Origin of the sequence: Nocardia canadensis (genome assembly GCF_032656385.1) — a bacterium.
In the GTDB taxonomy this organism is placed as follows: Bacteria; Actinomycetota; Actinomycetes; order Mycobacteriales; family Mycobacteriaceae; genus Nocardia; species Nocardia canadensis.
The window spans coordinates 340,414-353,189 of record NZ_JAVCWB010000008.1; the positions used below are offsets into that span (position 1 = coordinate 340,414).

General features: G+C 66.5%; 11 protein-coding genes. 10 read left to right on the forward strand and 1 reads right to left on the reverse strand.

The genetic code is table 11. The features are described from left to right. Positions 1-121: 121 nt before the first annotated feature. The 6 genes from sigJ to Q7X29_RS15300 all read left to right on the forward strand — a co-directional run bounded on the left by sigJ (position 122) and on the right by Q7X29_RS15300 (position 6,391). Entirely contained in the window at positions 122-1,012 is an 891-nt protein-coding gene (sigJ, locus tag Q7X29_RS15275) for an RNA polymerase sigma factor SigJ (RefSeq protein WP_316574477.1), read from the forward strand. A gap of 418 nt (positions 1,013-1,430) precedes the next feature. Continuing rightward, entirely contained in the window at positions 1,431-1,850 is a 420-nt protein-coding gene (locus tag Q7X29_RS15280; protein ID WP_316574478.1) for an Hsp20/alpha crystallin family protein, read from the forward strand. Between the two features lie 19 nt (positions 1,851-1,869). Then, positions 1,870-2,136, forward strand: coding sequence for a hypothetical protein (locus tag Q7X29_RS15285; protein WP_316574479.1), 267 nt, complete (start codon positions 1,870-1,872; stop codon positions 2,134-2,136). Positions 2,137-2,458: 322 nt separating this feature from the next. After that, the gene (locus Q7X29_RS33080) at positions 2,459-2,860 is read left to right on the forward strand and encodes a cold-shock protein (RefSeq protein ID WP_394358686.1); all 402 of its coding nucleotides are present in this window, start codon (positions 2,459-2,461) and stop codon (positions 2,858-2,860) included. 933 nt (positions 2,861-3,793) lie between these two features. Beyond that, positions 3,794-5,128, forward strand: a complete 1,335-nt coding sequence (locus Q7X29_RS15295) for a lipase family protein (RefSeq protein ID WP_316574480.1) — start codon at positions 3,794-3,796, stop codon at positions 5,126-5,128. Between the two features lie 132 nt (positions 5,129-5,260). After that, a complete protein-coding gene (locus Q7X29_RS15300) occupies positions 5,261-6,391 on the forward strand; it encodes a PucR family transcriptional regulator (RefSeq protein WP_316574481.1) in 1,131 nt (376 codons plus the stop codon). Between the two features lie 525 nt (positions 6,392-6,916). Here Q7X29_RS15300 and Q7X29_RS15305 read toward each other — a convergent pair. Then, on the reverse strand, positions 6,917-7,549 hold the full coding sequence (locus Q7X29_RS15305) for a TetR/AcrR family transcriptional regulator (protein WP_316574482.1): 633 nt from the start codon (positions 7,547-7,549) through the stop codon (positions 6,917-6,919). A 101-nt stretch (positions 7,550-7,650) separates the two neighbouring features. Here Q7X29_RS15305 and Q7X29_RS15310 point away from each other — a divergent pair, with 101 nt between their 5' ends. From Q7X29_RS15310 to Q7X29_RS15325, 4 genes are all read left to right on the forward strand, one after another. Beyond that, entirely contained in the window at positions 7,651-9,384 is a 1,734-nt protein-coding gene (locus Q7X29_RS15310; RefSeq protein WP_316574483.1) for a DUF3556 domain-containing protein, read from the forward strand. Next, on the forward strand, positions 9,384-10,814 hold the full coding sequence (locus tag Q7X29_RS15315) for a phytoene desaturase family protein (protein ID WP_316574484.1): 1,431 nt from the start codon (positions 9,384-9,386) through the stop codon (positions 10,812-10,814). The genes Q7X29_RS15310 and Q7X29_RS15315 overlap by 1 nt, the downstream gene beginning before the upstream one ends. A gap of 265 nt (positions 10,815-11,079) precedes the next feature. Beyond that, a complete protein-coding gene (locus Q7X29_RS15320) occupies positions 11,080-11,835 on the forward strand; it encodes a helix-turn-helix transcriptional regulator (protein ID WP_316574485.1) in 756 nt (251 codons plus the stop codon). Positions 11,836-11,901: 66 nt separating this feature from the next. Then, complete coding sequence (locus Q7X29_RS15325; protein WP_316574486.1) at positions 11,902-12,774, forward strand: alpha/beta hydrolase; 873 nt, start codon at positions 11,902-11,904, stop codon at positions 12,772-12,774. The last annotated feature ends 2 nt before the right edge of the window (positions 12,775-12,776 follow it).

A 12,776-nucleotide genomic window follows, 5' to 3' on the forward strand; every position in this document is an offset into this window, starting at 1 on the left:
CTCCTGGTTTGCTGGGCTTCTCGACCTTCCGACGACACAGCCGTCCGGAATGTCAGGTCACCTCACACATCCGAGCGGTATTTCGTCGGAAGATGCAGACCAGGAGACCGCAGGAGCCGACATGACCGACCCGCATCTGAACACCGTGATCGCCGAGCGCAGGCAGCTGATCAATCTCGCCTACCGGCTGCTCGGCTCGCTCGCCGAAGCCGAGGACGTCCTGCAGGAGACCTATGCGCGTTGGTACGCGCTGTCGGACAGCCGGCGGCAGCAGGTGGCCTCGCCGGGCGCGTGGCTGACGACGGTCGCCAGCCGGATCTGCCTGGATCTGCTCGGTTCCGCGCGCGTTCGGCGGGAACAGTATGTGGGCGAATGGATTCCGGAGCCGGTGCCGGGTCACTCCGACTGGTTCGGTAGGCCTGGGCCCGCCGATCCCGCGGACCAGATCACCCTCGATGAATCGATCAGCATGGCCTTTCTCGTCGTGCTCGATTCCATGACGCCGGCCGAGCGGGTGGCGTTCGTTTTGCATGACGTGTTCCGCTGCACCTTCGCCGAGATCGCCGATGTGGTCGGGCGGACCCCCGCGGCCTGCCGTCAGCTCGCTTCCAGTGCTCGCCGCCGCATCGACTCCGCGCGGGGTGCGCCGGATGCCCAACGCGCCGAGGTGGTCCGGGACTTCAAGCGGGCCTGGGAAGCGATGGACATCGAGGCGCTGGTCGGGCTGCTGGATCCGCGGGCCGTCGCCACGGCCGACGGTGGCGGCCTCGCGTTGTCGTTCCTCGACCCGATCGTCGGCGGCGAGCAGATCGCCGCCGCGTGGATGCAGATCGCTGCCCGCGGCCTCGCGCCGACCCTCACCGAACGCACGGTGAACGGACAGCCCGGGCTGGTCGCCGAGCTCGACGGCACTGTCGTGTCGGTCTACGCCTTCGATATCGCCGACGGCCGGATCACCCGTATCTGGGTGATCCGGAATCCGGAGAAGCTGCGGCCGTGGACGGCCGACTGAACCCTGGGTCGAGTCAGCCGGACGCGGCAGCCGGGCCGAGAGCCTCCAGGGGGTGTTCGAGCAGAACGGAATTCCCAGGACAGATGGACCGGGTATCGGTCTGCGGGGTTGTCGGTGTCAGGCGGTCGCCGCGACCGGGGCCGCTGCGATCATCCAGTTGCTGAACTCGTCGGCCAGGTGCCATTGGCGCCTACCGCATGGTGGCGGGGGATCGCCGTGCCAGCGCAGTGCCGGGTCGCCGGGGGAGGGTGGGGAGATCAAACGGCGTCCTCACCTCGATTCTGTGGTTCTGTATCAGATTACTTGGTTCTGCTGCTTGCACTCATCTGGGTCGAGTGCTAAATAATATCTATGTCGGATGACAGAGGTTATCTGGCGATGATCCTATCGAGAATGGAGTGAGTTGGAGGTGGCGGCCATGTTGATGCGCACCGATCCTTTTCGTGATCTGGACCGGTGGAGCCAGCAGGTGTTCGGCACGGCGGCGCGGCCGGCGGCGATGCCGATGGATGCCTGGCGTGAGGGGGACGAGTTCGTGGTCGAGTTCGACCTGCCGGGGATCGATCCGGACTCTTTGGATCTGGATGTCGAGCGCAATGTGGTGACGGTGCGTGCGTCGCGGCCGGGTCTGGATGCGGATCGGTCGATGATCGCCGCGGAGCGTCCGCGTGGGGTGTTCAGTCGTCAGTTGTTCTTGGGGGAGAGTCTGGATACCGATCGGATTCGTGCCGACTATCGCAATGGGGTTCTGCGTGTGTCGGTTCCGGTGGCGGAGAAGGCCAAGCCCCGCAAGATCGAGATCTCGCGCGAGCGCGAACTCCAGGCCATCGACGCCTGAGCCGGGGTGGAGGTCGACGATGTCAACCTCGATCATCAACTACGGCAACGACACCGGCCGCGGGCGGGCGTGGTGGGACGACACCGAGCTGGTGGCCCTCGATCCCGACTACGCGGCTCTGGTCGCCGAGATCGACGCCATCGGCGCCCGAGTGCGAGGGTGTCCGCCCCGCGTGGGTGACTCGCCCGGGTTCCGCCCGAGGCCCCCGGCGCCGAGGCTGCGATCAAGCCGGTGGCCGACGAGACGGGTGGCGCCCACCCAGCGCAGTCCTCCGCCGCTGGAGTAGCCGCTGGTTTCGATCCGACCCTGTTCTCGACGAGGAGGTGGTGGGTATCGACCGATTCCCGAAGAACTCTTCCAAGGAGCTCGATCCGACTCCCCTCGAGTCCGGTGGCCGAACCCTGGCGGGGGTTCGGCCACCGGCTCCGGTTCCGTCCGGTGTCTTACCGAAGCCTCTCTGGCCGACCTCGCCGACCAGGAGGCCTTCGTCTTCGACGACGACCCGAGTTGGGCCTGGATGTCACCGCGGTGCACGCGGGCGAATCCGCCCGCGTTATCGACACCCGCTTATCTGTTCGACTGTATCGACCAAGCATGGAGCGTTCCCTGTGCCGACGACGACCTCTCTTGCCTCGCCTGCTGATCCGCATACCCCTCTGGACCCGCACCGGCACCCCGGTGCCGACGCCATCGCCTGGCAGCCCGGCCGAGTCGACTGGTTCGATGCCGAGAAGGGGTTCGGGTTCCTGACTTCCGACCACGGCGGACCCGCGGTGTTCTGCGACTACACCGCCATCGACACCCCCGGCTACAAGACACTGCACGCCGGGCAGCGTGTGATCTTCACCGCGACCGACACCGGCCGCGGCCCGGAGGCCGTCCGGATCCTGACCTACGACGAGCCCGCCACCGATATCGACGCCATCGCGTCGACTCCGCTGCCGCGGGCCGGCGTGCGGCAGCTGTCGTGGTCACGCCGGACCCGCTGCCGACGAGCGCTGGCCGCCTGACCCCTCTCCCGATTGCGGTGCGATATGCCGCCGCCCACCCGGTCACGATGACCGCAAGGTCGCAGTGTCGAAACCTGTCGGCGGCGCTCGGTCGAGCTCTGGCATCGGCACGGGACGTCACCCCGCGTAGCGACCCCCGGCAGTGGAATAAATCTGTTCTGATGAGTGTAGACATTCTCGAGGCAGGGGTATATAGTCGCTGACGTTCCAGTGGAGAGATCAGATGGCCGGGCAGGCGAACTGCCCGGGATGACAGTTCGACCGTCCCCTCCGGCGGAGAAGAGAATCCGGTGTACTCGGCCGGACCGCCGGAGGGGGTGAATACCGCAAGACACCGCAGGTAGAACCGACGAAATTGGAGGTGGTGGCCACTGCACAGTCATTTACCAGTCCCGCATCCCGGGAGTTGTCGGATGCGGTGTCTCAGATCGGCCCTTACGGCCGTCGAACTCATGTGAAACCAATCCCTCAGTCGTACATCAAGGCCCCGGCGCCAGCGCGCCGGGGCCTTCCGGTGTCGAAGCCGAGGCGCTTCGTGCGGCACCCGAACATCGACCCCGCCAACCGCCCCGTGCCGCGGACAAACTCGACGACGACACCTACCCGACTTACAGCAGCCGGGATGGGACAGCCGTGCCGTCGAGCAGGTTCCCGCGGCGAGGTGACTGACCTGTACTTCGCCGCCCCGGTCGGCGCCGATGGCTGATTCCGTGGCAGCCGCAGCCGGCATTGCCGGCGCCGTCAACCCCGCAGCATCCGGCCGGCAATGTCGATCAAGACTGGTGAAACGACTCGGATTCGATTGTGCACACGCACTAATGCCGGCATCCACTGCTGGGATCGTGCCGAAGACTCCGCGCTGTGTCATGCGATGTTCTTGTCTGAGGTGCCGGGAGGCTTTCGACACTTCATGGCAATGACGCTGGAGGTTCAATGGGTAAGACGTGGTTGCGGCACTTGACTGTCGCGACGATATCCGCGGCAACTGTGCTGGTCAGTGCCGGTACCGCGGCGGGTGATGCCACCGATATCGCGTTCCCTCCAGACCAGAACCAGTTACCGCAACTGCCGTCGGAACCGCAGCTCTACGATCTGCTGCCGATTCCGACGCCCGCGGAAGATCCCTGGTACAACGATCCAGAGGACCTCGCGTCCTACGCCCCTGGTCAGATCGTGCGCACGCGGGAGGTTCAGACTCGCCTGGTCGGCATCCCGTTCCCGGTGTACACCAAGCAACTGCTGTTTCGGTCCAACGACGTCCACGATAATCCGATCGTGACGGCGACGACTGTGATCGTGCCGGGCATTCCGTGGCAGGGCAGTACCCGGCCGGTGGTGTCGTTCCAGGAAGCCATCGACTCCACCGATTCCTCCTGCAATCCGTCCTACACGTTGCAGGTCGGAACGATGAAGGAGTCCGCGCTCGCGATCTACTGGCTGATGCAAGGCTTCGCCCTCAACGTCCCCGACTTCGACGGCAAGTTCAATACGTTCAACACCTACGCCGAGGGCAAGATGGTGCTCGACAGCCTGCGCGCGGTGAAGAACGATGCGGGTCTGGGCCTGACCGATGCCGGCATCGCGCTGTACGGATACTCCGGGGGTGGCTCGGGCTCGATCCGCGCGGCCGAATTGCGCGCGACCTACGCCCCCGACGTGCGGCTGCTCGGCACGGCCATCGGCGGCACCCCCGGCGACCTCACGGCTATCGCGAGGTACGCGGTGCAGCCGCAAAGCGGTCTCGCGGGTATCGGCAATTTCACCATGTGGCTCGGGTTCGCGGCCTTGGCGCGGGAGTATCCGGACGTGTTCCGCCCCGAGGAATTGCTGACCGAGGAAGGCAGGCAACTGCTGCGCGATTTCCAGTCCCGTTGCGTCATCACCCTCGCCCCGTCAGGTATCTATCGCCCACTCGGTGCCTATTTCAAGCCGGGCAAATCGTTGGAATCCGAAGCGGCGATCTTGCGAGTGCTGGAAGACAACAGTCTCGGCAAGTACATTCCGGACACCCCGATTCTGTGGTGGCACGGCATCTGGGACGAGGTCGTGCCACCGTCGACAGTGCTGCCGACAGTGGACAAGTACTGGGACAGCGGAGCGAACCTGCGGTTCATCACCGTTCCCCTGCCCGAACACGGGGTGAATGCCGTCACCGGCTGGATTCCGTCGGTAGCGTGGACCAGTGCCGTCTTGCGCGGCTTGGCTCCGGGCCCGACGTTCAATCTCGGGTTCCCCGCACCGCTGCCCGAAGGCTTCCCGGGCGCTTGAGTGAATCGGTCGCCGCTTGGGACCGGTGTCTTAGGAGGGCACATGACCCAGAGGTATTCCCCTGAGCCCGGCCTCGCGCGCGACAAGCAGTGGCAGCAGGTCGTCGAGCGGACGCACGCCAAAGCGGCCGGCTTGGCCGCCACCCTCAAAACCGATGATCTGCTGCCACACTCCATGCTGGACGCGGACTTCGTACCGAGCGTTCAACTCAACATCGCACTGTTCTTCCAGTCGCTCACCATGGACCACGAGCTGTCCAGAGACGACACGCGCCCGATCGTCGAGCGGGCGATGCGGCTGGTCCGTGACGGCATGTCGCTCGAGGAGATCCTGACCAATTATCGCGTCGGCACCGCGTTCCTGTGGAGTCAGTCCATCTCGGCCCTCGAACCGGACGAGTACCCGCTGCTGCCGGAACTCGGGCTGCGCCTGACCAACTACCTCAGCTTGGTGGTCACCCATATCGCCACCGTCCTGATCGAGGACAGTCGCCAGCCACGCTGGGACATCCTGGAACGTCAGGGCGAGATCGCCGCCGACCTGCTGGCTGGACGCGAGGTCAGTGGCGGGACAGGCGCACCCGAAATCCCTATCGCGGAGGCGTTTCTCGTTGTCGCGGTACGGCTCGGTGAACCCGCGCCCGGCACTCTCACCGCTCTGCGTAACCGGCTGGGGCTGCTCCCAGGTACATTCCTCTACCGCGACAACGGCGGCTGGATCGCGCTCGTCCCTCTGCGTCCGGCCGACGAAGACGATCCAGCGGCCGCGCTGTCGAGTCGAATCGGTTTGTCCAACAATGCTATCCAGCCTGAATGCTGGATCGGAGTCGCGACCGCACGCACCCGGGCGGACATCCCCGGGGCGTACACCGAAGCGCAGACCGTCGCCGAGACCGCCCGCGCCCTGGCCCGGCCCGAAACGATCTGCACCCGAAGCCACATGATGTTCGAATACTCCGTGGCAGCGGGTGGAGCCACCCTCCCCGCCCTGGCCGCGCTGCTCGATCCGCTCGCGGACCATCCTGCGCTGCTGGAGACGCTCGATGTGTTCATAGACCGCGAGTTCAACCACAATGCTGCCGCCCAGGTGCTGTTCATCCACCGCAACACAGTCACCTATCGGCTCTCCCGCATCGCCGAACTGAGCGGCTACGACCCGCTGCTGCCCAGTGGCGTTTCCACTCTGATGGCCGCGCGGGTCGCCCAGCGCATCGTCACCTACCCTGCGCGCACCGCGGATCCTCCTCGGCGCCGCGCCGATTGATCTCGGGATTCGGATTCACAGCCCTCCCGGAGCACGCCCAGTTCTCCGCGGCGAAGCCGACTGCTTCGTCGTCCGCGACCGCAGTCGTCACCAGCGACGTCGACGTCGGTGTCTGCTGACGTGCCCCACCAACCATCCAGGATGAGCACATCGGGCGGTGGGTGGTTGTGCGTCGCGACATTGTCTGTGGAGATCTTCGATCCGGCCCAGCTGCACGGCCCGACGGCTGTGAGCATCGAGCGGAAACTCGCGTTCGCCGAGTCTTGTCGAGCCCCGTCGACGGCCGCCGGCGGGCGCAGTCGAACTCGGACGACGCATTTTGCCGCCACGTCCGGTCGGGGTGGCCTCTTCGCCTGCGGCGGCGGCGAGCGGCACAGCCCGAGCGATCGGTAGTAGTCGAGGCGCTGATGGGCTTGCCGGGGAGTGTTCGGCACGCATTGGTGGCTACCGGCCCTCCTGGGCCGATTCGTCCCCCTGGAGTGGTAGACGTCGACCAGTCGAAGTTCATCATTGACAGCGGGTGTCTTAACTGTCAATGTGATGCGAATCCAGAGGCAGTCCAAGGGCTGGTACGAGAACGCGGTGCAGGTAGCTGCGCAGCATCTCGGGCGAGCGGGATCGGGCGCTCTCGATGGTCAGCAGCGAGAGCTCGAAGCGCAGATAGGTCTCGGTCATCTCGTCGAGGAACGGCTCTCGCTCAGGCAAGTAGGACAGGATCGGTTCAAGAAAATGCCGGACAGTTGCGATGACGTCGGGTTCGAGCGCATGCGCTCGGGTCTGTGGCCAATCCAAGACGGGGATCAGCGGCGAGATGGCCGGATTGCGTCGGAATTCTGCCATTGCGGCCAAACAGAGTTCGACCACGAAAGCCGCGGCCGTGGGCTGGGTCCGCGCCGTGGCGAGGATGCGTTCGGAGGCGGCCGTCGCCGCGGTCTGCACGGCTTCGAGAATGATGTCTTCGCGGGTCGTGAAGTGGTTGTAGACCGTCTGGCGAGATACCCCGGCCTCGCGGGCGATCGCCGTGATCGACGTCCGGTCGACACCGAATCGCTCCAGGCATCGCGACGCTGCCTCGATGATGCGATCTCGCGGATCCTGCGCGGTGGAACCGGTCGGCACACGCCACGGGACACGGCGCGGCACGGCGTTCTCGGTCATGCTTCCCCTTCCACCCCGTACCCGGCGGGGTCTCGGCGGCGGTCTCGAAGTGTCGAACGGCGTAGTCGATTGCTGATGTCGTTGCGCAGGGAGAGTATCTGATGGGGTTCTTCGAGCAGGAAGTCCCGGAGATCGACTTCGAGCAGTGGAGCAAAGGCACTCGCGCCGAGAAGATCATGCCGATGGCCCGGCATTGGGCCGAGGTCGGTTTCGGAACACCCGTCGTGCTACACCTGTTCTACGTCGCGAAGATCGCGCTGTATGTGCTCGCGGCGTGGTTGATCATGCTGACCACCGACGGTATCGACGGCTTCACCGATGTCGCAGACTGGTACGCCGAGCCGATCGTGTTCGAGAAGGCCGTGCTGTACACGATGCTGTTCGAGGTCGTCGGCTTCGGCTGCGGCTTCGGCCCGCTGAACAACCGGTTCTTCCCGCCGATGGGGTCCATTCTGTATTGGCTGCGTCCCCAGACGATTCGCTTGGCGCCGTGGCCGAACCGGATCCCGCTGACCGCGGGCGACAGCCGCACGCTGTGGGATGTCGTGCTGTACGCGGCGCTCCTGGTGGCACTGGTGACCGCGTTGTTCTCCGACGGCACCGGCCCCGTCCAGGCGCTGGGCACCGACATCGGAGTGCTGCCCGCCTGGCAGATCTGGACGGTGCTGGGACTGCTGGCGGTTCTCGGCCTGCGAGACAAAGTCATCTTCCTCGCTGCCCGAGGCGAGGTGTACGGGTCGTTCACCGTGGCCTTCCTGTTCGCGAGCTACGGCGTCGACATGATCCTCGCGGCCAAGCTGGTCTGCGTCGTCATCTGGATGGGCGCGGCCACCTCCAAGCTCAACAAGCATTTCCCTTTCGTGATCTCCACGATGATGGCCAACAATCCGGTCTTTCGACCGCGATGGATCAAACGGCGATTCTTCGTGCGCTTCCCCGATGACCTTCGCCCGAGCTGGATCGCGAGGTGGTTGGCGCATCTGTCGACCGTTGTCGAAATGGTGGCACCCGTCGGACTGCTGCTCTCGCACGGTGGCTGGCCGACCTGGGTCTTCGCGATCATCATGCTGGGTTTCCACTTCGGAATCCTGTCCTCCATTCCCATGGGCGTGCCGCTGGAGTGGAACGTCTTCATGATGTTCGCCGTGCTGGCGCTGTTCGTCGGGCAGGCACCCGTCGGACTCGGCGATATGACCACCCCACTGCCTCTGCTTCTGCTGGGGGTGTTGGTGTGCATCGTCATCATCGGAAACCTCTTTCCCCGCAAGGTGTCTTTCCTTCCGGGGATGAGGTACTACGCCGGCAATTGGGATACCACCCTGTGGTGCGTGAAGCCGTCGGCATCGGCAAAGATCGAAAAGAACGTGGTGTCGATCGCGAGCATGCCGGCCGCGCAGTTGGAGCGCTTCTACGGCAGCAAGGAGGCCGCGCAGATTCCGATGTACATGGGATACGCCTTCCGTGCCTTCAACACCCACGGCAAAGGGTTGTTCACCCTCGCGCACCGGGCGATGGCCGGGCTGAACGAGGACGACTACGTGCTCGTCGACGGCGAACGCATGGTATCCACCGTGCTCGGCTGGAACTTCGGCGACGGCCACATGAGCAACGAGCAGCTCGTCGCCGCGCTGCGGAAGCGCTGCGGATTCGAGCCGGGCGAAGTGCGCATCGTGATGCTCGATGCCCAGCCCATCCATCGGCAGCGCCAGCAATACCGCCTCGTCGATGCGGTCTCCGGTGAGTTCGAACGCGGCAGTATCGATGTCGCCGACGTCGTCGATCGTCAGCCTTGGGACGATACGGTGCCGGTGTCGGTCGCGTGGAGTCTGCGCTGATGTCGAGCGCACTGGTCGTCGGCTCGGGTCCCAATGGGCTGGCCGCGGCCATCACGCTCGCCCGGGCCGGCGTGCGGGTCACGGTCGCCGAAGCCGCCGACACCATCGGCGGCGGATTGCGGTCCAGCGAACTGACGCTTCCTGGACTACTGCACGATCACTGCGCCGCGATCGTGCCGAGCGCCGTCGGGTCGCCGTTCATTCAGTCGCTGGATCTCGAATCCCACGGGGTGCGGTGGGCTTGGCCGGACATCGATCTCGCCCACCCGCTCGACGGCGGAGGTGCCGGGCTGCTCTACCGGTCCATCGACCGGACCGCCCGGGAGCTGGGCGTCGACGGGCGTGCCTGGCGCGCGCTGATGGGCAGACTGAGCCGCGACTACGACACGCTCGCACCCGACATCTGGGCGCCGATGGTGAAGGTGCCCGGTCGTCCCGTCGAGTTCGGACTCTTCGCGGCCGCGGGCATCGTGCCCGCCACCGTGCTGTCACAGGCCTTCCGAACTGCTGAAGCCCGAGCCCTGTTCGCGGGCAACGCCGCTCACGCCTGGACGCCGCTGACTCGTCCGCCGACCTCGGCGATCGGACTGATGTTCGGCGCCGTGGCGCACAGGCACGGGTGGCCCTGCGTGGTCGGCGGAACGGGACGGCTGGCCGACGGCATGGCCGGTGTGCTGCGCGCACTGGGCGGTCGCATCGAAACCCGGTGTGTCATAAAAGAAGTACACCAACTGACCGGTTTCGATTACGTGATGTTCGATACCGGTCCACAGCTGCCGCTGCGGCTCCTCGGTTATCGCCTGCCGGGGCGTGTACGGCGCGCGCTACGCCGACATCGCTACGGCGCGGCGGCCTTCAAGGTCGACATGGCTGTTCACGGCGGGATTCCCTGGTCCAACCCCGCGGTCGGAGCCGCGGGGACCGTTCATGTGTGCGGAAGCTACGAGGAGGTCGTCGCGGCCGAGCGGAACACCTTCCGAGGCGTGATGCCGGAACGTCCGTTCGTCCTGGTCGCTCAACAGGCCGTCATGGATCCCAGCCGTGCGGTCGGTGACATGGTGCCCATCTACGCCTACGCGCATGTGCCGCACCGATACGACGGCGATGCGACAGCGGCCGTCATCGGCCAGATCGAACGGTTCGCGCCCGGCTTCCGGGAACGTATCGCCGCCATCCACGTCAGCACTCCGCGGGAGCTGCAGCGCTCGAACCCCAACTATGTCGGCGGGGACATCAACGGCGGAGCCCTCGACCTGGTGAATCTCATCGCTCGCCCGAGGCTTTCGCTGGATCCGTACTGGCTCGGTGTCGACGGCCACTACCTGTGCTCCTCCTCGACACCGCCCGGTACCGGGGTGCACGGCATGTGTGGACATCTCGCCGCGCTGTCGGGGCTTCGCCGCGACGGTCACGCCCCACGTCGGCGGTGACACCGTCACGGCGGGGTTCCGGTTGCTGGGGGCAGGCGTTCGGCTGCTGCATGGCTGGTCGACACCGCCCTGGTCACCATGGTGCTGCCAAGGCAGCGGACGCTGCCCAGGAGATGGGCGTGCTGACGCTCGCCGGCGCGGGGCGGGTCGCCGGGCAAGCACGTCGGCACACCGAACGGCCGCGTAGCTGTCCACGGTGCCGATGCCCGGACTGCCGGTTCGCGGCGGTGGTCGCCGCGCGCCCGCGCCGCGTATATTTCAGGCGATGCACGCGCCGGACGAGCGACAGCCATTGATCTCGCGGTGGTCCGGCATCGGGCGCTTGCGTCCCGGTGTGCTCGAGATCGAGGGTCCGTTGGGAAGTCTGCCCGCCCATTCGCACCACTCCGTGCAGGTGGCCGTCGCCCATCGGGGGACGTTCGTCGTCGAGGATCCCCAGGGCCGTCAGCGGCGGACCACCGCGGCGATCGTTCCCGCCGATCAGTCGCACGCGTTCAGCGCCGTCGACGCCTGGGGCGTCGTGGCGCACGTCGAGCCCGAGTCGTGTCTGGGCGCCGAGCTGATCGCGCTGGTCGGCGACCCGTCCCACGCTCACGCCTGGGATCACGCGGGACAGACCCTGATCGACGGTCACAGCGCGTACGTGGAAGGGCGTCTGCGCCCTCCCGGACACACCTCGCTCCCGCTGCATCCGGGAGTCGTCGCCGCGCGCGCCCGCCTGCAGGCCGAGCTGGACTCACGCCCCATTCGGCTTCGCGACCTCGCCGCGAGCGTTCATCTGTCGGAGAGCAGACTGGCCCACCTCTTCGCCCAGGAGCTCGGAATCACCTTCCGGGCTTACGTGCGATGGCTCCGGCTGCTCCGGGCGACCGCGGCGGTCGCGCAGGGCCGGACGCTCACCGACGCGGCTCACCTGGCCGGGTTCACCGACAGCTCCCACCTCACGAGGACGTGTCGCCGCACCTTCGGCGGCCCGCCCACCGCGTTCGGCACGATCCGTTGGGAGATCCTGCCGACCTAGCAGGTTGGTCCAATCCTGGAGCAAGGGGAAGCGGCGAGGCTCGAGCAGACCGGAAAGGAACTGCTCGTGAACAACGCACCCATCGTCGACTCCTTCACGCCGGACGGCGTCGGCCCCCGACTCACCTCGCACCACTGGGCCCCGAGCGGGCCTGCGCGGGCCAGTGTCGTCCTCTTGCACGGTCTCGGCGAGCACGCCGCCCGCTACGACCGCACGGCTCGATCGTTCACCGCGGCCGGCTTCTCCGTGCTTGCCATGGACTACGAAGGATTCGGGCGATCCGAAGGACGCCGCGGCGACGTCCGATACCAGTCGACGGCGCGGGCCGTGGACCATCTGATCGCCCACGAGCGCAGGCGAACGGGCGGCGCGCCGGTCGTGCTGTACGGCCACAGCCTGGGCGGGCTCTACGCGTTCCTCTACGCGGCGGACCGGCCGGGGACGGACGTGGCCGCGGTCGTGGCGACCGGACCCGCTTTCGACTCGGAGCTGCGGAAGCAGCGTCTCAAGCTGGCTGTGGTCAGGAGCCTCGGACGCACCTTCGCCACCCTGACATTGCCGAACGGGCTGCGGTTCGAACGTGTCAATCGCGACCCCGACGTCGTCGCCGAACGGCACGCCGACCCCTTGGTTCATGGGCGGGCGACGGCACGCTTCGCGATCGACGTCGTGGCACAGATGGATCGCGTGGCATCGGCTGCCACCCGAGTCGCCGTACCGCTCCTCGTGGTTCACGGCGACGCCGATCTGATCAATCCGCTCTCCGCCAGCCGCCGGGTGGTCGACCGCGTGCCATCGGCGACGCTGATGACCTGTCCGGGCGTCTACCACGGGGTGGAGGATGAACCAGAGGGGCCGGCCATCCTGGCCGACGTCATCGCATGGGTCGACCGGACGCTCGGCGGCGGGAAGTCCGACGCCGAGCGTCATCCCGGGTGACC